General features: G+C 63.7%; 19 protein-coding genes. 9 read left to right on the top strand and 10 right to left on the bottom strand.

Annotation, left to right across the window (positions count from 1 at the left end):
• Positions 1–6: 6 nt before the first annotated feature.
• Genes ABVK50_RS16380 through ABVK50_RS16365 form a run of 4 tightly spaced genes read left to right on the top strand, consistent with a single transcriptional unit; the run spans position 7 to position 3,892 of the window.
• Positions 7–1,317, top strand: coding sequence for a cytosine deaminase (locus ABVK50_RS16380; RefSeq protein ID WP_353645574.1), 1,311 nt, complete (start codon positions 7–9; stop codon positions 1,315–1,317).
• Complete coding sequence (locus tag ABVK50_RS16375; RefSeq protein WP_353645575.1) at positions 1,317–2,720, top strand: FAD-binding oxidoreductase; 1,404 nt, start codon at positions 1,317–1,319, stop codon at positions 2,718–2,720. The genes ABVK50_RS16380 and ABVK50_RS16375 overlap by 1 nt, the downstream gene beginning before the upstream one ends.
• A 3-nt stretch (positions 2,721–2,723) precedes the next feature.
• Positions 2,724–3,305 carry an NAD(P)H-dependent oxidoreductase gene (locus ABVK50_RS16370; protein ID WP_353645576.1) on the top strand — a complete coding sequence of 194 codons (582 nt, stop codon included), beginning with the start codon at positions 2,724–2,726 and terminating at the stop codon, positions 3,303–3,305.
• Positions 3,305–3,892 (top strand): NAD(P)H-dependent oxidoreductase, encoded by a 588-nt coding sequence (locus ABVK50_RS16365; RefSeq protein WP_353645577.1) that lies wholly within the window; start codon positions 3,305–3,307, stop codon positions 3,890–3,892. Before ABVK50_RS16370 ends, ABVK50_RS16365 begins: the two co-directional genes overlap by 1 nt.
• Before the next feature lie 36 nt (positions 3,893–3,928).
• Here ABVK50_RS16365 and ABVK50_RS16360 read toward each other — a convergent pair whose 3' ends face one another.
• From ABVK50_RS16360 to ABVK50_RS16340, 5 genes are read right to left on the bottom strand one after another with little or no spacing between them, the layout of a single operon-like run.
• Complete coding sequence (locus ABVK50_RS16360; RefSeq protein WP_353645578.1) at positions 3,929–6,373, bottom strand: FAD-dependent oxidoreductase; 2,445 nt, start codon at positions 6,371–6,373, stop codon at positions 3,929–3,931.
• Positions 6,370–7,551 (bottom strand): pyridoxal phosphate-dependent aminotransferase, encoded by a 1,182-nt coding sequence (locus tag ABVK50_RS16355; RefSeq protein WP_353645579.1) that lies wholly within the window; start codon positions 7,549–7,551, stop codon positions 6,370–6,372. Before ABVK50_RS16355 ends, ABVK50_RS16360 begins: the two co-directional genes overlap by 4 nt.
• Positions 7,544–8,449 (bottom strand): homocysteine S-methyltransferase family protein, encoded by a 906-nt coding sequence (locus tag ABVK50_RS16350; protein WP_353645580.1) that lies wholly within the window; start codon positions 8,447–8,449, stop codon positions 7,544–7,546. The genes ABVK50_RS16355 and ABVK50_RS16350 overlap by 8 nt, the downstream gene beginning before the upstream one ends.
• Complete coding sequence (locus ABVK50_RS16345) at positions 8,446–10,896, bottom strand: FAD-dependent oxidoreductase (protein ID WP_353645581.1); 2,451 nt, start codon at positions 10,894–10,896, stop codon at positions 8,446–8,448. Before ABVK50_RS16345 ends, ABVK50_RS16350 begins: the two co-directional genes overlap by 4 nt.
• Before the next feature lie 21 nt (positions 10,897–10,917).
• Positions 10,918–11,460 carry an XRE family transcriptional regulator gene (locus tag ABVK50_RS16340; RefSeq protein WP_353645920.1) on the bottom strand — a complete coding sequence of 181 codons (543 nt, stop codon included), beginning with the start codon at positions 11,458–11,460 and terminating at the stop codon, positions 10,918–10,920.
• A gap of 216 nt (positions 11,461–11,676) precedes the next feature.
• Between ABVK50_RS16340 and ABVK50_RS16335 the strand changes: the two genes are divergently transcribed.
• Positions 11,677–12,387 (top strand): nitroreductase, encoded by a 711-nt coding sequence (locus tag ABVK50_RS16335; RefSeq protein WP_353645582.1) that lies wholly within the window; start codon positions 11,677–11,679, stop codon positions 12,385–12,387.
• A gap of 31 nt (positions 12,388–12,418) precedes the next feature.
• On the opposite strand, the gene ABVK50_RS16330 is transcribed toward ABVK50_RS16335, so the two are convergent.
• The 5 genes from ABVK50_RS16330 to ABVK50_RS16310 all read right to left on the bottom strand — a co-directional run bounded on the left by ABVK50_RS16330 (position 12,419) and on the right by ABVK50_RS16310 (position 18,264).
• Positions 12,419–12,946: a DUF3280 domain-containing protein gene (locus tag ABVK50_RS16330; RefSeq protein ID WP_353645583.1), complete on the bottom strand. Its 528-nt coding sequence runs from the start codon at positions 12,944–12,946 to the stop codon at positions 12,419–12,421.
• A gap of 173 nt (positions 12,947–13,119) precedes the next feature.
• Positions 13,120–13,707, bottom strand: coding sequence for a sarcosine oxidase subunit gamma (locus tag ABVK50_RS16325; protein ID WP_353645584.1), 588 nt, complete (start codon positions 13,705–13,707; stop codon positions 13,120–13,122).
• Complete coding sequence (locus ABVK50_RS16320; RefSeq protein WP_353645585.1) at positions 13,700–16,693, bottom strand: sarcosine oxidase subunit alpha family protein; 2,994 nt, start codon at positions 16,691–16,693, stop codon at positions 13,700–13,702. Before ABVK50_RS16320 ends, ABVK50_RS16325 begins: the two co-directional genes overlap by 8 nt.
• A complete protein-coding gene (locus ABVK50_RS16315) occupies positions 16,690–16,992 on the bottom strand; it encodes a sarcosine oxidase subunit delta family protein (RefSeq protein ID WP_353645586.1) in 303 nt (100 codons plus the stop codon). The genes ABVK50_RS16320 and ABVK50_RS16315 overlap by 4 nt, the downstream gene beginning before the upstream one ends.
• A gap of 12 nt (positions 16,993–17,004) precedes the next feature.
• The gene (locus ABVK50_RS16310; protein ID WP_353645587.1) at positions 17,005–18,264 is read right to left on the bottom strand and encodes a sarcosine oxidase subunit beta family protein; all 1,260 of its coding nucleotides are present in this window, start codon (positions 18,262–18,264) and stop codon (positions 17,005–17,007) included.
• Positions 18,265–18,461: 197 nt separating this feature from the next.
• Here ABVK50_RS16310 and ABVK50_RS16305 point away from each other — a divergent pair, with 197 nt between their 5' ends.
• The 4 genes from ABVK50_RS16305 (at position 18,462) to ABVK50_RS16290 (ending at position 24,336) form a co-directional block, all read left to right on the top strand.
• Positions 18,462–20,948 (top strand): mechanosensitive ion channel family protein, encoded by a 2,487-nt coding sequence (locus ABVK50_RS16305; protein ID WP_353645588.1) that lies wholly within the window; start codon positions 18,462–18,464, stop codon positions 20,946–20,948.
• Positions 20,949–21,077: 129 nt separating this feature from the next.
• Positions 21,078–21,341, top strand: coding sequence for a hypothetical protein (locus ABVK50_RS16300; protein WP_353645589.1), 264 nt, complete (start codon positions 21,078–21,080; stop codon positions 21,339–21,341).
• 206 nt (positions 21,342–21,547) lie between these two features.
• Positions 21,548–22,984 carry a UbiA family prenyltransferase gene (locus ABVK50_RS16295; protein WP_353645590.1) on the top strand — a complete coding sequence of 479 codons (1,437 nt, stop codon included), beginning with the start codon at positions 21,548–21,550 and terminating at the stop codon, positions 22,982–22,984.
• Positions 22,981–24,336, top strand: a complete 1,356-nt coding sequence (locus tag ABVK50_RS16290; RefSeq protein ID WP_353645591.1) for an FAD-binding oxidoreductase — start codon at positions 22,981–22,983, stop codon at positions 24,334–24,336. Before ABVK50_RS16295 ends, ABVK50_RS16290 begins: the two co-directional genes overlap by 4 nt.
• The last annotated feature ends 13 nt before the right edge of the window (positions 24,337–24,349 follow it).

Below are 24,349 nucleotides of genomic sequence, written 5' to 3'. Positions count from 1 at the left end.
GCGGCTATGACGCAAATCCAGTTGCCTTCGACCGGCCCTTACACGCTCGCCAACGCCCGCCTGCACACTTCGCTGAGGCCCGGCCTCGCCGCGCCACCGGACCCGGAGGGCTTCGTCCTCACCAAAATTGCCGTCTCCGGCGGGAAGATCGCCGCCATTTCGGCGCACGATCCCACCCCGGCGGCCGACGCCATCGATCTCGCGGGCCGCATAGTCCTGCCCTGCTTCGTCGATTGCCACACCCACATCGACAAGGGCCATATCTGGCCGCGCATGCCCAATCCCGACGGTTCTTTCCTTGGCGCGCTCAACGCCACCGCGGAGGATCGCGCCGCGCGCTGGAGCGCCGACGATGTGGCCCGGCGCATGGATTTCTCGCTGCGCTGTTCCTATGCCCACGGCACGAAGGCCCTCCGGACGCACATCGACTCCGTGCCGCCACAGGAGGAGATATCCTGGCCGGTGTTCGAAAAGATGCGCGAGCGCTGGCGTGGACGAATTGAGCTGCAGGGCGTCTGCCTGTTCGGCATAGAGGGCGCGCGCGACGCGAAATGGTTCGCCGGCCTCGCCAAACGGGTCGTCGCGGCCGGAGGAGTGCTCGGCACGGTCACCTACATGGTTCCCGATCTCGAGGAGCTGCTCGACCGCATTTTCGCGGCGGCGATCGAGCATGGCCTGGACCTCGATTTCCATGCCGACGAAACCGTTGACGCCTCCGCCATCTCGCTGAAGAAGATCGCCGAAGCCGCCCTGAGGCATCGCTTCGAGGGTCGAATTCTCGTCGGCCATTGCTGTTCCCTGGCGCGTCAGCCCGACGCCGATGTGCTGGACACGCTGGACAAAGTCGCGCGGGCCGGCATCGCCGTCGTGTCGCTGCCCATGTGCAACCTCTATCTGCAGGACCGCCGCCACAACGGCACGACGCCGCGCTGGCGGGGCGTGACGCTGCTGCACGAGATGCGCGCGTGGGGTATTCCGGTCGCGGTCGCCTCCGACAATACGCGCGACCCGTTCTACGCCTATGGTGATCTCGACATGCTCGAAGTCTACCGCATGGCGACGCGCATCCTGCATTTCGACCATCCGGTCGGGGATTGGCCGAAGACAGTGACGTCGACTCCCGCCGACATCATGCGGTTACATGGGGCCGGAATTCTGGCTCAAGGTGGCGTGGCGGATTTCATTGTATTCAAGGGCAGGAACTGGACGGAATTGCTGTCGCGGCCCGAATCGGATCGCATCGTGATCCGCGCGGGCAGGGCGATCGCACGTGACATCCCGGACTATGCCGAACTCGACGATCTGATGGTGGAATAATGGATATTGCGGCGCTGAAGCGCGACCTCGACGGTCTGAAAGTCGAGGATAATGAGAAGATCGTGCAGCAGAAGAGCCGCGACTTCTACTGGTATAGCCCTGTGCTCAAGCGCGAACTGGAGCATGTGACCGGCGACCTGATCGTCTCGCCGAAAAACGAGGCGGAGGTGATCCGCGTGCTCGCCGTCTGCCACCGGCTCGGCATTCCTGTGACGCCGCGCGGCACCGGCACCGGCAATTACGGCCAGGCCATGCCTCTGTCTGGCGGCGTCGTGCTGTCGTTGGCCGAGATGAACGAGGTGAAGTCAATCGCGCCCGGCCGTGTCGTCTGCGGGCCGGGCGCAGTCATTGCAGACATAGACCGGGCGACGCGCGTGCATTCAGGCCAGGAACTGCGGCTTCACCCGTCGACCTACAACACGGCGTCGATAGGCGGCTTCATCGCCGGCGGATCCGGCGGCGTCGGCTCGATCAATTTCGGCGGCCTGCGCGATTTCGGCAATGTCCTCAGCCTTCGTGTCGTGACCATGGAGGCCGAGCCGCGAGTGCTGGAGCTTGCCGGCGAGGATCTGCACAAGGTCACCCACGCCTACGGCACCAACGGCATCATCACCGAAGTCGAGATGCCTTTGACGGCGTCGTATGATTGGGTGGACGTCATTGTCGGCTTCGACAGCTTCATGGCGTCGGCGCACTACGGCAACGCGCTTGCCTGCCAGGACGGCATATTGACGAAGCTGATCACGCCGATCGCGGCGCCCGTCCCGTTCGCCTATTTCAAGCGCCACCAGAAATTCCTCAGAGAGGGGCAGAGCATCTGCGTGGTCATGGTCGCGCCGCATGCGCTCGACGCGTTCCTGGCGTTCACCCGCCGCGAGGGCGGCGAGGTCGTCTACAGCGCCGCGACGGCCACGCCGGAGGACAAAAAGGGCCTGCCGCCGGCCTACGAGCTTGCCTGGAACCACACGACGCTGAGGGCGCTGCGTGTCGATCCGGCGATGACATATCTGCAGTCGCTCTACCCGTTCCCGAATCAGCTCGCTCTTGTCGAGAAAATGGACAAGATGTTTCCGGGCGAGGTGTTCTCGCATCTGGAATTCGTGCGCTTCGACGGCAACATCACCTGCTTCGGCCTGCCGCTGGTGAAATTCACCACGGAAGAGCGGCTCGAAGAGATCATCTGGCTGCATGAGGAGAATGGCTGCCCGATCTTCAATCCGCACCGCTATACGCTGGAGGAGGGCGGCATGAAGCAGACGGATGCGATCCAACTCGCCTTCAAACGCGAGGCCGATCCGCGGGGACTGCTCAATCCCGGCAAGATGATCGCCTGGGAAAACCCGGACTACGATTACCGTTCGGAGAAGACTTTTCTGTTCAAGGGGCTGCAGAAAGCGGGATAGCCCATGAACGTTCTCGTGCTTTACGCGCATCCGGTGGAAACCAGCTTCCACGCGGCGCTGCACCGGCTGATCGTCGAGCGGCTGACTGCCGCCGGCCACAACGTTGACGATTGCGATCTTTACGCGGAGGATTTCGAACCGCGCATGAGCCGCGCCGAGCGCCTCGCCTATCATGACGGCGGTGCGCCGAACGAGGAGGTCGGCCGCTATGTCGAGCGGCTGCGCCGCGCGGAAGCGCTGGTGCTCGCCTTTCCGGTCTGGAATTTTGGTTATCCGGCCATACTGAAAGGGTTTTTCGACCGCGTCTTCCTGCCCGGGGTTTCCTTTAAGATGATCGACGGCGAGGCCGTCCCTTCGCTGCACAATATCAGAAAAGTCGCTGCCGTAACCACTTATGGTGGCAGCCGGTTCCGGGCTTTCCTGATGGGCGATCCGTCGCGAAAGCTGGTCACACGGCTGCTGCGCTCGACGATCAAGCCTTTCGCGCCGGTTTCCTACCTGGCGCATTACTCGATGAACCTCTCGACTGAGGAATCGCGAAAAGGCTTTATGGCGAAAGTCGCCGCCAAGATGGACGCGTTCTGATGCGGGTGCTGGTAGTCTATTGCCATCCGGTCCCGGACAGTTTTTGCGCAGCCGTGCGTGACACAGCGGTTGGGACGCTGACCGCACGCGGCTGGGACGTGCGGCTGGTCGATCTTTATGCGGAAGAGTTTGACCCGGTGCTGGGTACCGATGAACGCCGGCACTACCACGACCGCGCACCAACCGACCCGGCGCTCGCGCCGCATATCGAGAACCTCAAATGGGCGGAGGCCATCCTGTTCGTCTACCCCACCTGGTGGTACGGGCTGCCGGCGATGCTGAAGGGCTGGCTCGATCGCGTCTGGGCGACCGATGTCGCGTTCAAGCTGCCGCCCGACGGTGGACGCATTATCTCGCTCGTGCCGCATATCACGCGCATCGGCGTCGTCACCACCTGCGGCGCGACTTGGCTGATCTCCTTCCTCATGGGCCAGCCGGGCCGCAAGACCATCCTGCGCGGCATGCGCGCGCTCTGCGCCCCGCGCAGTCGCACGCTCTACGTCGCGCATTACGACATGGACCGCTCTACGCCGGAATCGCGCGCGGCTTTTCTGAAAAAGGTGAGGAGGAAGGTAGCCCGGTTTTGAGGGCCTGTCCTTATCCGCTTGTGCGGAGAAAGAGGATTAGACCCTTACCCTCTCCGCTTTCGGATCATACATGGGCTTTAGCGAGGCCTCGGCCGCGAACCGTTCGCCGGCGATCTCGATCTGATATGTCGAGCCAAGCACATCCGCCTCGCTCTCGCCCCCGCACGGCACATAGCCCAGCCCGATCGCGCCGCCGAGATGGTGGCCGTAATTGCCCGAGGTGACGGTGCCGACAATCCTGCCGTCACGGACGATCGCCTCATTGTGGAAGAGCAGGGGATCCGGATCGCTCAGCCTGAGCTGCACCAGCCGGCGGTCCAAACCGGCTTCCTTTTTGCGCAATACCGCGTCGCGGCCGATGAAATCGCCCTTGCCCGTCTTCACCGCGAAGCCGAGGCCCGCTTCCAGCACGTGATCCTCGTCGGTGATGTCGTGGCCGAAATGGCGGAACGCCTTCTCGATGCGGCAGGAATCCAGCGTGTGCAGCCCGCAGAGCTTCAGCCCGAATTCCGTGCCGGCCTCCTCGATCGCCTCGAAGACATGGGCAGCCTGGTCTGTGGTGACATAAAGCTCCCAGCCGAGTTCGCCGACATAGGTGACGCGGTGGGCGCGGGCGAGCCCCATGCCGATCTCGATTTCCTGGAACGTTCCGAACGGATTTTTCTCATTGGAGAAATCGTTCGGGCTCACCTTTTGAATCAGGTTTCTCGCGTAAGGTCCCATGAGGCAAAGGACACTTTCGGCCGCCGTTACATCGGTGATAACCACGAACTCATCTGCGAGATGCTTGCGCAACCAGGCCAGGTCACGTTGCAGCGTCGCGCCGGGAACAACGGCCAGGAAGGCCGTTGGGGAGAGCCGCGATACGGTTAGGTCGCTCTCGATGCCGCCGCGGCGGTTCAGCATCTGCGTATAGACGATCCTGCCCGGCTCCACGTCGAGATTGTTCGCGCATAGCTTTTGCAGGAAGGCCAACGCGTCGCGCCCCTCGATCCTGATCTTGCCGAACGAGGTCATGTCGAACAGGCCGACCTGGTTGCGAACCGCCAGGTGTTCGTCGCGCTGGTTATCGAACCAGTTCTGCCGTTTCCACGAATAGCGGTACTCACGCTCCTGGCCCTCGCGAGCGAACCAGTTGGCGCGGTCCCAGCCGGCGACTTCGCCGAACACCGCGCCGCGCGCCTTCAGATGCTCGTGCAGCGGCGAGCGGCGCACGCCGCGCGCGGTGACGACCTGTCGGTAGGGAAAATGGTCTGCATAGAGCAGGCCGAGCGTTTCCGACACGCGCTCCTTCAGATAGCGGCGGTTCTTCTGGAAGGGCTGAACGCGGCGTATGTCGACCTCCCAGAGGTCGAACGGCGCCTCGCCGTCGTTGATCCATTGCGCCAGCGCCATGCCGGCGCCGCCCGACGAGACGATGCCGATCGAATTGTAGCCCGCAGCCACCCAGTAGCCGGAAAGCTCCGGTGCCTCGCCGAGATAGTAGCGGTCGTCCGGCGTGAAGCTTTCCGGGCCGTTGAAGAAGGTGTGGATGCCGGCGCTGGCCAGCATCGGCATGCGGTTCACTCCCATCTCCAGGATCGGCTCGAAATGATCCATGTCCTCGGGCAACTGGTCGAAGCAGAAATCCTCGCTTATGCCTTCCATGCCCCACGGCTTTGCCACCGGCTCGAAGGCGCCTAGCATCATCTTGCCGGCGTCCTCCTTGTAGTAGGCGCATTCGTCCGGCACGCGCAGCACGGGCAGGCGGGAAAGGCCCGGGATGGCCTCGGTGACGAGGTAAAAATGCTCGCAGGCGTGCAGCGGGATGGTCACGCCCGACATTTGGCCGAGTTCGCGGGCCCACATGCCGGCGCAGTTCACCACGACCTCGGCTTCGATCGTTCCCTGTTCTTCGCCCTTGGCCCAGGAAACGCCGGTCACGCGGCCGCCTTTCTGGTGGACGGCGGTGACTTTGACGCCTTCGACGATCTTCGCGCCGCGCTGCCTTGCGCCCTTTGCCAGCGCCATGGCGATGTTGGCCGGGTCGCATTGCCCGTCGAGCGGCAGGTGCACCGCGCCGACCAGGTCCGACACATTGAGATGTGGGTACATCTCCTTGACTTCGCTCGGCGAAATTTCGCGGACATCGACATCGAAGGCGCGCGCCAGCGACGCCTGCCGATAAATCTCGTGCTTGCGCTCCTCGGTCAGCGCGACGGTGATCGAGCCGACCTGGCGCATGCCGGTGGCGACGCCGGTTTCTGCCTCCAGCTTGACGTAGAGGTCGGCCGAATATTTCGCCAGTCGCGTCATGTTCTGGGAGCCGCGCAACTGACCGATCAGCCCTGCCGCGTGCCACGTCGTGCCGCAGGTCAGCTGTTTGCGCTCGAGCAGCACGATGTCGGTCCAGCCGAGCTTGGCCAGATGGTAGGCGACCGAGCAGCCGGAGACGCCGCCGCCGATGATAACGGCGCGGGCTTTGCTGGGCAGTTCGCTCATGCGGCTTTGCTTTCATAGGCGCCGACGAAGCGGCGCAGCCGGCCTGCGGCGTCCTTGAGGATTTCTTCTGGTTGGCAGAGGCTGACGCGAATATGGCCGGCGGCGGCGTCGCCGAAACTCGATCCGGGCATCACCGCCAGCTTCTCGGCCTCGAGCAATGCCCAGGCGAATTTCTCGCAGTCCGGCTCGATCGCACGAATGTCGAGCATGACATACATGCCGCCCTCCGAGCCACGCACCGTGACGTTGTTGAGGCCGCGCACCTCCTCCAGGAAGAGCTTCCGGCGCGCTGCATAGCGCCCGGCGATCTCCTTCACGCCATAGGCGTTCTCGAATGCCTCGACCGCGGCGCGGCTGACGAAGTCCGGCAGGCCGTAAGTGGTGACCAGGTTGAGGCTGATGAGCAGCGTAATGAGGTCGGCGGGCGCCGTCAGCCAGCCGATGCGCCATCCGGTCATGCCGTGGCTTTTCGACATGGAGTTGATGACCAGCGTGCGCTCGGCCATGCCGGGCAGGGCGCGCGGGGAGAGATGCTCGCCGCCGCCGAGCGTCCAGTAGACCTCGTCGGACAGCAGCCACAGATCATGCTCGCGGCAGATTTCCGCGATGTCCTCGAGGCATTGGCGCGAATAGACGGCGCCGGTCGGATTGTTCGGCGTGTTGATGAGGATGGCGCGCGTGTTGGGCCGCAGCGCCTTCAGGATGTCCTCGGCGCGCGGCTGAAACCCATCCTCGGCGCGGGTCTCGACGACGGTGAAATCCCCGCCCGCCGCCCGGAATGTGCCGGGATAGGTCGCGTAGTAGGGCGCGACGACGATCGCGTGCTGGCCGGGGTCGAGCACGGCCTGAACCGCCGCGTAGAGGGCCGCCTGTCCGCCCGGCGTCGCGATGATCTGGTCCGAAGTGGTGGCAACCCCTGTGCATTGAGTCGAGATCTTCGCCATGGCCTCACGCAGCCGCGGGATACCGGGCAACTGCGTGTAATGGTGATGACCACCGCGTACCGCCGTCACGCAGGCCTCGACGGTCTCAGCGGGCGTGTCGAAATCATGATCACCGACCGACAGCATGATGATGTCCTCGCCGGCCTGCTTGCGATTCATGGCGGCGAAATGGACCTCCCAGCCGTCCTTGCCGGAGGGGGTGATGCCGGAAATGCGTTCCGAAGGTTTAGGCATCGAATGCTCCGACGATCTCGATATTGTTGTTTTGCAGGCTGTCGCGCAGGGCGGCGATATGCTCGGGACCGACTTCGCAGCAACCGCCAACGATGGCGGCTCCGGCCTTCGCCCAACCGACAGCGAATTCCGCGTAGGCAGGCCCGTCGAGATCATGGCGCGCATGAAGTACCTCGACCGTCCCGCCATGCTTCAGGGCATCGACGGAGGTGAATCCGTTGGCGTAGGCGCCGACCCTTCCGCCAAGTGAGGCGAGATCGGACAGCGCGGCATCCACGACTTCGGGCCGGCAGCAATTGATCAGCCGCGCGGCTACCGGCAAGTCGCGGAGGGCAGCCGAGGCCGCTGCAAGCGTCTCGCCGCTCCGCAGCCGCGGCGCGCCATGGTCGGCGAGCGTCCATGACACCCAGACAGGCTTGCCGCTTTCGACGGCTGCGGTGACCGCGGCGCGCGCTTCCTCGGCGGAAGCCATGGTTTCGCACAGGAACAGGTCCACGTGGTCGACTTCCTCGGCGACGATCCGGCGATAGATGTCGAGGGTTTCATCGAATGAGATCGTCAGTTCCGGATGATAGCTGCCGAAAAGTGGCGGCAGGCAGCCTGCGATTGCCGCGTCGCCCGCCTCGTCGCGGGCAGCCTTTGCCAGATCGATCCCGCGCTTCTGCAGCGGCTTGAACATGTCGGCAACGCCTTCGCGGGCCAGCCGTTCGGGCGTCGCCGAATAGGTGTTGAGCGTGATGACGCGGGCTCCGGCGCGAATGAACTCGGCATGAAGGTCACGCACGATGTCCGGCTCGTCCATCAGCACCCTGGCCGACCATAGCGGCGTCGGCGGTGTTTTGGACCGGCGCAACAGCTCCTGGCCCATGCCGCCATCCGTCAGTACTATTTTGGTCATGCACGCAGCCTTTCATTTCTCGGATCCCAGAGCGGCTGGTCTTCCTGCACGACCGCAGGGAAATTCTCGCCGAAAATCTCCACCTCGACCCTCGTCCCTGGTACGGCCAGATCGGCGCGGATCATGCCGAGCGCAATCGATTTGTCCACTATGTGGCCAAATCCTCCTGACGTCGTCTCGCCCACGATTTTTCCATCATGCCAGAGCGTCGACATATAGGGCGCGTCGCAATCGCCTGCTGCCACCACCAGCGTGACGAACCGCTTTTTCACGCCCTGCTGCTTCTCGTTCTGCAGCGCCGCCTTGCCTATGAAGTCCGGCTTGTCCCATTTGACAAAGCGTTCCAGCCCGCCCTGCAGGATGGTGTAGTCGGTCGAAAGATCCTGCTTCCAGGCGCGATAACCCTTCTCCAGCCGGAGCGAATCCAGCGCGAACATGCCGAACGGCTTTAGTCCGTGCTTCTGGCCGGCCGCCCAGACGGCATCGAAAACCGCCGCCGTGTCGTCGATCTTGGTGTGGAGTTCCCAGCCGAGTTCGCCCGCGAACGAGACGCGGACGAGCTGAAGCCACCGGCCTTCTATCTGGCAGGACTGGTGCGACAGCCATGGCAGCGAGAGGTCGGCATCGGTCACTTCGGCCAGGATTTTTCGTGCATTCGGCCCGGACAGGATCTGGCAGGCGAAGGCGTCGGTCGAGTTTTGCAGCGTGATTTGAGTCTCTTGCGGCAAATGCTTCTGAAGCCACTCGAAATCGTGCAACTCCGCAACCGAGGCGGTGATGAGGAAGAAGAAATCCTCGTCGAGCGCCATGATCGACATTTCGGTGACGATGCGGCCCTTGTCGTCGGCGAAATAGCCGAGCCCGATCTTGCCGGGTTTCGGGACGACGCCCGTGATCAGCGACGACAGCCACTCGCGCGCGCCGGGGCCTTGCAGCCGGTAACGGGAGAAGCCGGGCAGGTCGAGAATTCCGGCGTCGTCGCGTACCGCCAGGCATTCTTCGCGAATGCGCTTCTGCCATGGCCCATCGCGCGTGAATGTCTGGGTGGATTCCTCCGACGTATCGTCGCCAGGTTTTGCGAACCATGTAGCCCGCTCCCAGCCATTATAGGCGTTGAACTGCGCGCCGAGCGCGGCGATGCGATCATGGATCGGCGACAGCTTCTTGCCGCGCCCGGCCGGCCAGGCGTGGTGCGGAAAATGGATTGCATATTCGTGGCCGTAGACTTCCATGCCCTTGGCCACGCAGTAGTCCAGGTCGGATGCGAAGGCAGTGAAGCGGCGCGGGTCGCAAGACCACATGTCCCACTCGGTCTGGCCCTCCGTCACCCATTCGGCCAGCACTTTTCCCGCGCCGCCGGCCTGCGCGATGCCGAAAGTGAAGACACAGGCCTCGAAGGCGTTGGGCACGCCGGGCATCGGCCCGATCAGCGGATTGCCGTCCGGCGCATAGGGGATCGGCCCGTTGATGACCTTGGAGAGACCCGCTGTGCCAAGGATCGGCACGCGGGCGATGGCGTCGTTCAGGTACCATTCCAGCCGTTCCAGATCGTCCGGGAAAAGCTGGAAGGAAAAATCCTCCGGCATCGGGTCGTTGTGGGTCGCCCAGTGCGCCCGGCAGTTCTTCTCGTAGGGGCCGAGATTCATGCCGTTCTTTTCCTGGCGCAGATAGTATGACGTATCGACGTCGCGCAGCAGCGGCAGTTTTTTGCCGTGCTCCTTCGACCGTGCCGCCAGTTCGGGAATTTCGTCGAAGAGAATATACTGATGGCTCATCACCATCATCGGCACGTCGCGCCCGAACATTTTTCCGACTTCGCGTGCGCGGTAACCAGCGGCGTTAACGACATACTCGCAACGAATTTCGCCCTTCGGCGTTTCGATGACCCATTCGCCGTTTTCGCGCCGCACGCCGCCGACCGGACAGAAGCGGACGATCTTAGCGCCCATGTCGCGTGCGCCCTTCGCCAGCGCCTGCGTCAACTGTGCCGGGTCTATGTCGCCGTCGCTCGGATCGTATAGGGCGCCCTGGAGTTCATGCGTCTCGATGAAGGGATAACGGCCCTTGATGTCGTCGACGCCGACCACGTCGATATCCATCCCCTGGTAGCGGCCCATGCCCTTCACGCGCTGAAATTCGCGCATGCGTTCCTTCGAGTGCGCCAGCCGCAGCGAGCCGGTGACGTGATAATTCATCGGATAGTCGACTTCCGCCGCCAGCCCGCGATAAAGCCCGGCCGAATAGCGCTGCATGTTCATCAGCGACCAGGACGACGAGAAAGTCGGCACATTGCCGGCGGCATGCCAGGTCGAGCCGGAGGTCAGCTCGTTCTTCTCAAGAAGCACGCAGTCGGTCCAGCCGGCCTTGGCCAGATGGTAGAGCGACGAAACGCCGACCGCGCCGCCGCCGATGATCACCACGCGCGCCGTCGATGGAATTTCGGCCATTTCTCTCTCCCAACGCTTTAATCAATAGACAGGCGGCGAAACCACCCAGATCACGACCGCCGGCTCAGCGTCCGGATTGCGCCAGCGGAACGGCTTGTTGGCGAAGCGGAAGCTGTCGCCTTCGCCAAGCCGGTGCCATGTTCCGGCGATCTCCAAGTCGAAAGTGCCCGAAACCACGTATCCCGCCTCCTCGGTCGGCCTGTTGGCGGCGGCCTTCATCTCCGCGCCCGGCGCGAACACCGAGCGCAGCACTTCGAAACTACCGCCGAGATCGGGCGACAGAAGTTCCTCCACCAGGCCGGATTCGGCTGTGCCAAGGGAACGGCGGCGGCCGGCGCGCACGATCACGCCGCGCTCGCGGTCGTCGGGAGCGTCATGAGCGAAGAACAGACTGACGGGGACGCCGAACAATTCGGCAAAGGCGCGGAGGTCGGCCAGCGAGGGCGCGGAGAGGCCGCGCTCCACCTGGCTCAGCCAGCCCACCGAGCGGCGGAGCTTCAGCCCGATCTCGGCGAGCGTCAGGCCACGCGCCTTGCGCAGCGCCCGGATGTCGGCCGCAAGCATCCTGTCGGAGCGCGCTATTCTTCGTTCATCCGTCTCCAGCCAGTCGGCTTCCATCAGAGCGCCCATGAAAATTTCTGCCGAAATTTCATGAGCCATAGGACAATGAAATTTTCAAGCTTTATTTCACGCAATGCAGGTAATGCTTGCGAGACTCGCGGGTCTGGTGCAAATCCGGCGCTCAATTCCTATGTGAGCCGCATTGCGAAGGGACAATCCATGCTGGCGCCGGAAAACAGAACCCTGGACCTGGACGAGACGGCGATCGTTGACGAAGCGATCACCTCGCGCCGATCGGTGCGCGCCTTCCTGCCGGACCCGGTCGACGAGGCGACAATCCGCGCCATCCTCGAGGTCGCCGCCCGCGCGCCCTCGGGCACCAACATGCAGCCCTGGAAAGTCTATGTGACAACCGGCGAGACGAAGGCGCGCATCGCCGACGCAGTCCTCAATTCCGGCATCCGCGCCGAAAAGGCAAAGTGGGACGAGTACCGCTACTATCCCGACCAGTTCTTCGAACCCTATCTGACCAGGCGTCGCGCCGTCGGTTTCGCGCTCTACGGCCATCTCGGCATCGGCAAGCGCGATGTCGACCAGATGCGCGCGCAGCATGACCGCAACTTTGTCTTCTTCGACGCGCCGGTCGGCATGATCTTCACCATCGACCGCCGCCTCAACCAGGGATCGTGGATCGACTACGGCATGTTCCTGCAGAACATCATGGTCGCCGCGCGGGGCAGGGGCCTGCACACTTGTCCGCAGGCTGCCTTCGCGCCTTATCATCGGCAGATCCGCCCGGTGCTGAACATTCCCGACGAGGAGATCGTCGTCTGCGGCATGGCGCTAGGCTACGAAGACGCGACCAAACCCGAGAACGACCTGCGCACGGAACGCGCCCCGCAGGAAGAGTGGGTGAAGTTCGCGGGATAGATCTCCAACACTCAGATCGAACTGCGCAGTTCTATTTGTTGGTCAGGCTGGCCACAACGCGCTTTTCCATCAGCCATTTGGCGCCGCGCGGCCATGCGTAGTTTGCCCCCATACGTAATCCCGTATAGCCGACGGCCACAGGCGATCCCGTGGCGGCGTCCACCACCTTTATCAGCATCTCATACTCGGTCCGGCTGATCCTGTTAACGATACCGGTCATGGCCAGTTCACCGCCGAGCTTCGATGCAATCGCCGCTTCGCAGCCGCTACAGCGCCTCAGCTCACCGGCCTTGGCAATTTCCGCTGCAGCCGGTTTTGCATCGACAATCTTGTATATTCCCGTCGACAGCAGATGATTCTTTGCGACTTGCGTAGACTCGGCCAGGTATTTTGTATCGCGTTCATCCTGAGGAATAATTCCGGATGCCGCACTCGAATCCATCATCTCAAAATCGAAGACGACGATATCCTTGGTTGGCTCGGCGGCGGCCATCTCCGGCATGGTCAATAAGGCAATGCTCATGAGAAAACAGGTTGGAAATCCATTTCTCTTGGCCATCGTTTTTGTCCGACTAATCTCGTGGGTTGCACCTCAAGCAAGAAAAATCCATGCTAGCACTACCTGGTATCGGTGCCAATCAGCGGCGACCTCTCGAAGTACCTTTGTCAAATCTTCCGCATGATCCGAGCCGTGCAGGTTCGCCTCCACGACCGCCGGCACGCGGAAAAATCCTACCTCACTTCGTAGCCGACTTCCTCGCTCGCGTGGCACAGAGCGTTCCAGAGCGCCCGCGCGAAGGAGCGGAAGACATAAAGGTCGAACTGGCTCGCGCCGGTCCGTTGGATCTGCGCGAAGATGTCGTGATGCACGGTGGAGCGGCCGGCGCCAACCGGGAATGCGGTCAGCGAAAAATCGATGGCGAAGAATTTGGCCAGCACCCATTCGGCTTTCGGGCCGGCAATGCGGATCGCGGTACGCCCATGCGACAGGTCGGTGACGGTTCCTACTTCGCTGGTGATCGCGGCGCTGAGCGTTGCGAAGAGCCCCTCGGCCTGATCGACGACCAGGAATTTGCCGGGCGCGAAGCCGAACGCCGCCTTCTCCTCGGTGAAGACGCCGCCGCCCGCGCCATCGGGCAGCGCCAGGCCGGCGACGGTCCGGATAGCAGCCATCAAACCCTTTTCCTCGCCCGGCCAGGCGGCGACCTGCACGATAGAACCCGGCTGGGTTTCGCTCAGGATCACGCCGACGCCCGCGGCGAAATTGCCGTGCGAGCCCGGCCGCCAGACCGGCTCAAGCGGTGAAAGCTGGTCAACCATGCATGCGTTTCCCTTCGGGATCGAAGAAGTGGTTGCTGACGATCTCGACCGGGCCGAAGCGTTTTCTCAGCGGGTCGGAGACAAAGGCGCGGGCGCCGATCCGCTTTTTGCCGCCCCTGACCAGCGCCAGGCCGATATACTTGCCAAGAGCCGGCGAATAGCAGACCGCGGTGATGTGGCCGATCGAATTCCTCGGCTCGGCCTCGTTGGCCTCCTCGACGATATGCGCACCGCCATTGAGCGGCCGGTTGTCGAGCGCGATGACGCCGACCAGACGCATCCGGTCCTCGTCGGCGAGGCCTTCGCGGTCCATCATCATCGAGCCCACGAACGGTTTTTTCTTCGACAGCATCCAGTCGAGGCCGAGGTCGCGCGCGGTGGTGCGGCCGTCGATCTCCGCGCCGGTGACATGGCCCTTCTCGATGCGCATCGTGCCGAGAGCCTCCAGCCCGTAGCAAACCATGCCGAAAGGCTTGCCGGCCTTGATCAGCGCTTCCCAGACATGCATGCCGTGACCGGCGCCGGAATAGACCTCGAAGGCCATCTCACCGGAGAAGGAGAGCCGGCAGATCATCACCGGCGCGCCGTCAATCTCGCCATGCACGATGCCCATGAAGGGCAGCGCCTCATTGTCGACCGCCGTCCCGGTGACACATGACGCCAGGATTTCCCGCGCCCTGGGCCCGCCGATCGCCGCGCCCGCCCATTGATCTGTGACCGACGTAAGCTGCACCCTGAGTTCGGGCCAGACCACATCAAGCAGATATTCGAGGTGCTGCATAACCTTGCCAGCGTTGGCGGTCGTGGTCGTCATCAGGAAGTCGTCGTTGCCGAGCCGCCAGGTCGTGCCGTCGTCGAGCGCGATGCCGTCCTCGCGCAGCATCAGGCCGTAGCGCGCCTTGCCGACGGCAAGCGTGGAAAACACGTTGGTGTAGACGCGGTCGAGGAAATCGGCGGCGTCCGGACCCTGCACGGCGATCTTGCCGAGCGTCGAGACATCGACGATGCCTGCCGCCTCGCGCGTCGTCTTCGCTTCGCGCACATAGGCCTGCTCGATCATTTCGCCAGCGAGGCCATAGATCGCCGGCCGATGCCAGAGGCCGGCGGCATACATGGACGCCCCGTTCTCGACATGCCAGTCATGCATCGGGGTGAGCCGTTCGGGCTTCACCTCGCCGTATCGTTCGGCGGCCAGAGCGCCGAGCGATACCGGCGCGAAGGGCGGGCGGAACCGCGTCGTACCGACATCCGAGATGGGCTTGCCCTGCGCATCGGCCATGATGGCGATGCCGGGCACGTTGGATGTCTTGCCCTGGTCGGTCGCCATGCCGAGCGTCGTGTAGCGCTTCAGGTGCTCGACCGAGACGAAGCCTTCCTTGTAGGCGAGCCGGACGTCGTCGGCGGTCACGTCGTGCTGCAAGTCGACGAAGGCCTTGCCCTTGGCCCTGATCTCGAACACCGGAGCCGGCTGCGGGTCTAACGCCGGCGCTTCGACTTCGGGTATGGATTCGATCCGGCCAGGCGAACCGGCGGCCGACAGGCCGGCGGCAAGGCCTTCGGCAAGCGTCTCGGCGGTGGTGAAGCGTCCGTTGAACGCGCCCGCTCCGACCCAGTTTTGCGTCGGCTTCGGCGGCAGGAAAGCCTGCAGGTCTTCGTTCCATTCCGGCTTCAGGCCGGCCTGGCTCGCCAGATGGATGACCGGCGACCAGCCGCCCGAGACCAGCAGGCAGTCAGCATCGAGATGGCGCGCGTCGCCCGACAGCGCTCCGTTCGAGAGATCGAATTTCTGCACCTTGATGCCCGAGACATGCCTGCCGCCTTCGGTCGCGACAACGGCATGGCCGCGCAGCAATTCGCAGCCGGCTTTCTCGGCGATCTCCTGCGCCGCGGCCGAAATTTCATCGCGTACGTCGACGATCGCTGCGATTTCCGCGCCGGCCTTCCTCAGCGTCGAAGCGGCGCGATAGGCGGCGTCATTGTTTACGAACAGCGCCACCTTCTGGCCGGGCAGGATGCCGAATTCGTTAGCGTAGCGCTCGGCGGCGCCCGCAAGCATGACGCCGGGGCGGTCATTGCCCGGGAAAACCAGCGGCCGCTCGAACGCGCCAGTCGCCAGCACCACCGATCCGGCGCGGATCGCCCAGTGGCGGTGGCGCGGCTCGCCTTTGCCGGGCGCGCTCTTGTGGTCGGTGACGCGCTCCAGCGCGGCCATGTTGTTGTCGTCGTAATAGCCCCAGACGGTGGTGCGCGGCAGCAGCCGGACATTGTCGCGCGCCTTCAGGTCGCGCACCATGGTCGCTGCCCATTCCGCCGCGGCCATGCCGTCGATCGTCTCGTCCGACCAGTTGGCGGCGCCGCCGAATTTCGGCTCGAGTTCGGCCAGGATGACCCGGGCGCCGCTGTCGGCCGCGGCCTTCGCGGCCATCAACCCGGCCGGGCCGGAGCCGACCACCAGGACGTCGCAGAAGGCATTCATGCGCTCGTAGCGCGCGGGGTCCCGGGCGATGCCGGCGCGGCCGAGGCCCGCCGCGCGGCGGATGAAATATTCGCAGAACATCCAGAAGCGGGTGCCCTTCAGCGGTCCGAACACCGGTCCCATGAAAGTCTTGTAGTAGAAGCCGGCGCCGAGAACCTTGCCGCCGAGCTGGTTGGCCGCGCCGAGGTCGAAGGCCAGCGTGGGAAAGCGGTTCTGGCTGACTGCTGTCAGCCCGTCATAGATCTCCAGCATGGTCGCCGGAATGTTCGGCTCGCGCACTTCGCCGTGAAGCACCGTCACCAAGGCGTTCGGCTCGTCGACGCCGGCCGTCAGCACGCCGCGCGGGCGGTGATATTTGAACGAGCGCCCGAACAGCGTGACACCATTGGCGAGCAGCGCCGAGGCCAGCGTATCGCCGGCGTGCCCGGTAAACGGCCGGCCGTCGAAGGTGAAGCGGATCGTGCGCATCCGGTCGACGCGACCGCCGGTCTGGCTGCGGCGCGGACTCATGAATGCGCTCCCGTCCGGCGGTGGCCGTGCGGCTTTTTGTGGCGTTCGTCGCGGGCAAAACCGACGCTGGTGATCTTGTGGGTCAGCGTGTTGCGCGTGACCCGCAGATGCGCCCGGCAGCCGCCTGCATGCTGCCAGATCTCGTTGTGGTCGCCTGCCACGTTGACCCGGTCGTAGACATAGGCGTTCCACTCGGCCTGGTCGGTCGAGGCCGGATCGGGACGGGTGCGGTAGCCGTCGCCCTGATAGCTGAATTCTGAAAGGTCGCGCGGGCCGCAATAAGGACAATTTATGAGCATCTGCTGATGTGCCTAATGAAGCTTGGGCGTCGGGCCCTGGCCTTTTTCGTCGATGAGTATGCCGCGATGGAAACGGTCGAGCGTGAACGGCGCATTGATCTCGTGCGGTTCGTCGCGGGCTATGGTGTGGGCAAAGCACCAGCCGGAAGCCGGCGTCGCCTTGAAGCCGCCGTAGCACCAGCCGCAATTCAGATACATGCCGGGCAGGGGGCCGGTGGTGATGATCGGCGAGCCGTCCATCGACATGTCCATGACGCCGCCCCAGGAGCGCAGCAGCCTTACCCGAGCAAAGGCCGGGAACATGGCGAGCAATTCGCTCATCACCTCCTCGACCAGCGGCAGGTTTCCGCGCTGCGCATAGCTATTGTAGCCGTCGAGGTCGCCGCCGAAGACCAGCCCGCCCTTGTCGGACTGCGAGACGTAAAGATGTCCGCCGCCCCAGGTGATGACGCCGGGCAGGATCGGCTTCAGCGATTCCGACACGAACGCCTGCAGCAGATGGCTTTCGATCGGCAGCTTGTCGATCCCGGCTAGCTTCATGACGTGGCCAGTACTGCCCGCCACTGCCACCGCCACCTTGGCGGCGCGGATTTCACCCCGGCTCGTAGTTACGCCGGTGATGCGGTCGCCGTCGCGCAGGAAGCCAGTGACCTCGCAATTCTCGATGATGTCGACGCCCCGCCGGTCCGCGCCGCGGGCATAGCCCCAGGCCACGGCGTCATGGCGCGCCGTGCCGGCCTTGGGCTGCAGCAGCCCACCTACCACCGGGAACCTCGCCGAAGCCGAGACGTCGAGACCGGGATAGAGCCTGGCGATCTGGTCGGGATTGAGCAGTTCGGCGTCGCCGCCGCCGTGACGCATAGCGTTGCCGCGGCGCGCGTAGTCGTCGAACTGGGCCGGCGTATGGGCGAGGTTGAGGATGCCGCGCTGCGAGAACATCACATTGTAGTTGAGGTCGTGCGACAGGTTCTCCCACAGCCGCATCGAGTGCTCGTAGAAGCGGATGCTCTGCGGATACAGGTAGTTGGAGCGCACGATTGTTGTGTTGCGGCCGACATTGCCGGACCCCAGCCATCCCTTTTCCACGACGGCGACATTGGTGATGCCGTGTTCCTTGGCCAGGTAATAGGCTGTCGAGAGGCCGTGACCGCCGCCTCCGACGACAATCACGTCATAGGAAGGTTTCGGGTCCGGCTTTCGCCAGGCCGGCTTCCAGTCGCGGTTTCCCGTCAGCGCGTTTTTGAGAAGCGAAAGGGCCGAATATTCCGCCATGGATCATGTCTTCCGGTTCGGGCGATGGCGCACACTAGTGGCACGGCTTGTGTGTCAAAGCCAATATTGCGCCATGGCTTTTCATAAGGCCGACTCCTTTCGCCCGATTGCTGTCCTGCCATCGCCGTGATGCCGCGCTTGCCGCGCTTGCCAGCCGTCTCTATCACTGTCGGGCCCACTTGAGTCGCATGGAGATGATGCCGGTTTTCCTTTCCCGATCCCTTCTCGCGCTGATTTTGCTGGCGCTTTCGGCGCTGGCGTTTCCGACTGGCTCGCAGAGTCTGGCGCAGAACGGCTCGGCGATCGTCACGAAACAGCGGGCGGTCATGGACAGCCTGCGTCAGCGAACCGATCTGCTCGAAAAGCAGATCGCCGCAAATTCCGAAGACGATGCGCGCCTCGTCGATACGCGCCTGCAGCTCGAAGAGGCGGAGCACCAGTTGCTCCAGAGCAGCGTCGCGTTCAGGCCGCGGCTGGCCGAGATCAACGCCCGTCTTGATCAGTTGGGACCGGCTCCGGCCGAGGGCCAGCCGCCTGAGCCGGATCTCGTCGCCCGCGAGCGCCAGGCTCTGATGGCGGAAAAGGCAGAGATCAATGCAGCGCTCGGCGTTGCCGAGGATCAGTCGATCCGGATAAACGCGCTGATCACGCGTATCACGGAGATGCGTCGAGAGCTCTTCTCAAGGCTGCTGACTCGGCGCTACGACATAGGTACGGCGCTGGCGGGCGAGGTGGCCGAGGCCGCGCGAGGCGAGATCACGGAGCTTTACCGCACCGTATCGTCCTGGCTTCGCTTCGTCGTCCAGTTCAAGCTGCGTTCGGTTCTCTTCGCCACATTTTTCGCGCTGCTTGCGGCCGCGATCCTTTTGATCGGCGGCAGGAGGCTGTTCGGCCGCCTGTTCGTGGCGGACGGCGACATCGAAACGCCGTCCTATCTCAGTCGTCTGTCGGTGGCGTTCTGGTCGACGCTGGTGCCGACGGCAGCCTTGGCCGTCTTCCTCGCCGCGACCTATCTGCTCTACGACTATTTCGGTGTGCTGTGGGGCGACATCGGCACGATGATGACATCGCTCTTCATCGTCATCGGGCTGGTCTTCTTCGTTTACAGGCTCGGAAGTTCGGTGCTTTCGCCGCGTCTGCCCAACTGGCGGCTCATCGCGGTCGACACCCACGCCGCCAGGCTGTTGCTGTGGCTGGTTTCGGCGACCGCAATCTTCACCGGTATCGACGTGTTCCTGAGCACGGTCTATTCCGTTCTGGATTCGCCGCTGTCGCTTACCGTCGGCGAAAGCCTGATCGCGACGGTGCTTACCGGGATTCTGGTCGTGCTCATAGGGCTGGTGCGGCCTTTCACCGGCGAGGACGGCCGGCCGAGGCGCTGGCATCCGTTGCTGAGCGCCGTCCTGTTCCTGCTCGGCGGCGTCACCATCGTGGCTGCCCTGCTAGGCTATATCGGCTTTGCCCGCTTTCTTTCGGCGCAGATCGTGGTCACCGGCGCGGTGCTCGCCACCATGTATATCGGCTTCCTGTCCGCCGGGGCGGTGGCGGAGGAGGGCGCTTTCGCCAGCACCACGCTTGGCCGGCGCTTCGAGAGCAGGTTTAGCCTCGACCCAGCGACGCTGGACCAGCTTGCGCTGGTGGTCAGCATCGCCATCAACATTCTCATCCTTGTCGTTGGCGTGCCGCTCATCCTGTTCCTCTGGGGGTTCCAGCCCGGCGACATCCAGGCCTGGGTCTACAAGGCCGTGACCGGCATCCGGATTGGCTCCTTCACCCTCTCGTTCACCGGAATTTTCTGGGGCATCCTGGTTTTCATACTAGGCTATTTCCTGACCCGCTGGTTCCAGGGATGGCTCGACGGCTCGGTCATGGCGCGCGGCAAGGTGGATGCCGGCGTTCGCAATTCGATAAGGACAGTGGTCGGCTATGCCGGTCTGGCAATCGCCGCCCTGATGGGCGTCTCTGCTGCCGGCATCGATCTTTCCAACTTCGCCCTGATCGCCGGCGGCCTGTCGCTCGGCATCGGCTTCGGCCTGCAGAACGTCGTCTCCAATTTCGTGTCGGGCCTGATCCTGCTCGCCGAGCGTCCGTTCAAGGCCGGCGACTGGATCGTGGCCGGCCCCGTTTCCGGCACGGTCAAGAAGATCAGCGTGCGCGCCACCGAGATCGAGACGTTTCAGCGCCAGACCGTCATCCTGCCGAATTCGGAACTGATCAATAGCGCTGTCGGCAACTGGACGCACCGCAACAAGCTCGGACGCATCGAGATTCCGGTAGGTGTGGGCTATGGGTCGGATGCGAAGCGGGTCCATGAGATCTTGCTCGACATTGCAAGCAACCATCCGCTTGTGCTGAAAAATCCGGAGCCCTTCGTTCTCTTTTCGGCCTTCGGTGACTCATCGCTGGACTTCGAGATCAGAGTTTTCCTGGCTGACGTAAGCAACGGCATCATCGTGCAGAACGATGTCCGGTTCGCGATTCTCGAAGCTTTCGCGCGCGAGAACATCGAAATCCCATTCCCGCAGCGCGATGTCCACCTGAAACGGGAACCACCGGCGGAGAAATGGCCGATCGACGATGACAAGCTGGAAGCTGAGCATTTCGAACTGGCCAAGGCGCTCGAGGAGAAGGCAATGCCGCCGCCGGCGTCGAGACGCAAACGCCGCAAGCCGGACCCGAATTAGGTCGGCCAGCAATCATGGCATGAATGCGGCATTCAGTTGCGGTTCAGCTTCGAACTCCTATAAGGTCGCTGCAAGAGCGGGAATGCCTTGCTCAATGCAACCAGAGGCGGTGGCAACACCGATAATGAGATGATGAAGTCTGTGATCGCAACTGCCGCCCTTCTTTGCCTGGGCACCACGGCCTTCGGCGCCAGCGCGGTCAATCTGGACTCCGAGCCGCGCACGCTGATCGTCACCGAGGGCGGCAACAAGACCGAGCTTGCGCTCGGCGGCGGCGAAACGGTCGAATTTTGCCAGGGCGGCTGCTTTGTCACCATGCCCAATGGTGACCGCCAGGCGCTGACCGGCTCGGAGACGATCGAGATTTCGGGCGGCGTTGCCCGCGTCAAGTAATGCTCACCGACATTCAATTCGAGGCCGGACAATTTTGTCCGGCCTTTTTATCGTTTCCGATAACCCGACCTTAAGCACGACGCCCGAAATACCGGCGCACGCAATGGTTTACCGCCGCCCGTTTAACCTTCCATAGCCCTGTTGCCGCTATACCCGCACAAGACGCCGGCAAACGGCGCGGCGGGAAACAAACGGGGCTTTCTGACATGGATGCGCGGTCGGATAAGAATGCGGCGCCGCTTGCGGTCGACCTGGACGGGACGCTTATTGCCGGCGATTTGCTCTGGGAAGGGTTGTTCCTGCTCATCAGGAAGAACCCGCTGTTTCTCTTCCTGGTGCCGTTCTGGGCGGCGCGCGGCCCGGCGGTGCTGAAACAGGCGATCGCCGCCCGCGTCGACATCGACCCGGCCTCTCTGCCCTACCGCGACACCGTGCTTTCAAGGCTTCGCGACGAGCGTGCCGCCGGCCGCATGATAATCCTGTGCACCGGCACACCGCGCAAATTTGCCGACGCCATCGCCGCGCATCTCGGCCTCTTCGATGCCGTGATGGCAACCGACGGCCTGCACAATCTGACTTCCGGACGCAAGCGCGCGGCTCTCGTGGAGGCCTATGGCGACGGCGGCTTCGACTATGCCGGCAACAGCCGTCACGATCTGAAGGTCTTCGACGCCGCCCGCGCGGCGATCGTCGTCGCACCGGACCGGCATGCGGCCCGCTGGCAGGCCGCGCACGGGTCGGAGAAGATCGACGTCCAGAAGCCGAGCTTCAAGACCGTGCTTAAAATGCTGCGCGTCCATCAATGGCTGAAGAACGCACTGATCGCGGTGCCGATGGTGCTGTCGCACGAATATTTCAACATTCCGATGCTGCTCGCCTGCGCGCTGGCCTTCGTGTCGTTCAGCACCGCCGCATCGGCGATCTACATCGTCAACGACTTCTTCGACCTGACGCTCGACCGCAAGCACCCGACCAAACGCAACCGCCCCTTCGCCAGTGGTGTCTTGTCGATGCCGTTCGGAATGGCGTCCGTCGCCGTGCTCTTGTGCATAAGCTTTGCTACCGCGGCGTTCCTGCCGGCGCTGTTCATGGCGGTGCTGGCAGCGTATCTCGTCGCCACCACCGCCTATTCGCTGTCGGTCAAGCGCATGCTGCTGCTCGACGTCCTGATGCTCGCGTTCCTTTATACAATGCGGCTCCTCGCCGGAGCGGCGGCGACCGGTGTCGATGTGTCGTTCTGGCTGCTCGCTTTCTCGACCTTCTTCTTCCTGTCGCTGGCGCTGGTGAAGCGCTTCGTCGAGCTTCGCGCTTCCGACCTTGTGCAGGGAGAGCGGATCGCTGGGCGCGGTTATCGTGCCGAGGACCAGGACGTAGTCGCCCAGGCCGGCATGGCCTCGGCGTTCTCGTCGGCGCTGGTTCTGGCGCTTTATATCGACAGCGCCGCCGTACGCGAACTCTATCCGCATCCGTGGATGGTGTGGCCGCTGGCGCCGATCGTTCTCTATCTCACCATGCGCATCTGGATTCTGGCGCGGCGCGACGAAATGCATGACGATCCGGTCGTGTTCATCATCCGTGACTGGCGCAGCCAACTTGTCGCCACTGCCGGCGGCGCCATGCTCCTGATCGCGGGCTTGGCATGAGCGCCGTAGCCTACCATAGCTTCGGCCGGACGAACCCGCCGGCGCGGCGCGCTGTGTCGGCGGCGCAAGCCATTGCGCTCCTGAAAAGCGGCGGCGCGGGCGAGGGCGCGATACTGCCCTACGGCAATGGCCGCTCCTATGGCGATTCCTGCCAGAACGGTGCCGGGAGCGTCGCCGACATGCGGTCGCTGAACCGCATTCTTGGCTTCGACCCGCAGACCGGCGTGATCGAAGCGGAAGCCGGTACGCTGCTCAGCGAGATCATCGCTTACGCCGCGCCGCATGGCTATTTCCCCGCGGTCGTGCCCGGCACGCAGTTCGTGACGCTGGGCGGGGCCATCGCCAACGACGTGCACGGCAAGAACCATCACCGCCGCGGCAGTTTCGGCTGCCATGTCGTCTCGTTCACGCTGCTGCGTTCTGACGGCAGAACTTATGAGTGCTCGGCGTCCGCCAATCCGCGCCTGTTCGCGGCCACGATCGGCGGGATGGGCCTTACCGGCATCATTCTCTCGGCTAGGCTCCGGCTGATGCCAGTTCCCTCGCTCGACGTGATGGAGGAGATAAAGTCATTCGGCGGCCTCGCCGAATATTTCGATCTCGCCGAAGCGGCAGACCGCGACAATGAATATGCGGTCGCCTGGATCGACCAGCTTGCAGGCGGAGCAGGGGCGGGCAGGGGGCTGATGATCACCGGCAATCACGCCAGATATGGCGCGCGCGAGGCGAAAACGGCGCAGGCCAGGCTTTCGGTGCCGTTCCAGCCGCCCTTCACCGTGCTCAACCGTCCGTTCCTTACGGCATTCAACGCAGCCTATCGCTGGCGCAAAGGGAGCGCCCGCGGCGTGTGGCAGACGGGTCACCAAGGCTTCTTCTTTCCGCTCGACGGCGTCTCGAACTGGAACAGGCTCTACGGTCCGCGGGGGCTGTTCCAGCATCAGAGCGTCGTGCCCGACGAGGCGGCGCGGACAGTTATCCCGGCGCTGCTCGCCGCGGCTCGCGCGGCCGGGCAGGGTTCATTCCTTACGGTGCTGAAGCGTTTCGGCGCGGCACGCTCGCCTGGCCTGCTTTCGTTTGCGCGTCCCGGTTACACGCTGACGCTCGACTTTCCCGATCGCGGCGCCGCGACGCTCGCTCTGTTGAAGGAGCTCGACGCCATCACGGTCGACGCGGGCGGCGCGGTCAATCCCTACAAGGACGCGCGCATGGGCGCGGAGGTTTTCGCCGCATCGTTTCCAGACTGGCGCGAACTCGAGGCGGTTCGCGATCCGGCGTTCATGTCCGACCTCTGGGCAAGGACGGCACGGGTTTTGCTGGATAGGGGTGAGGCGCTCGCGCATGCGGCCGAGTGACCCGTTTTGGATC

The organism is Mesorhizobium sp. WSM2240 (genome assembly GCF_040438645.1).
Taxonomy (GTDB): Bacteria; Pseudomonadota; Alphaproteobacteria; order Rhizobiales; family Rhizobiaceae; genus Allomesorhizobium.
The sequence above is the reverse complement of the archived record's forward strand: the minus strand, read 5'-3'. Positions and strand labels throughout refer to the sequence as shown.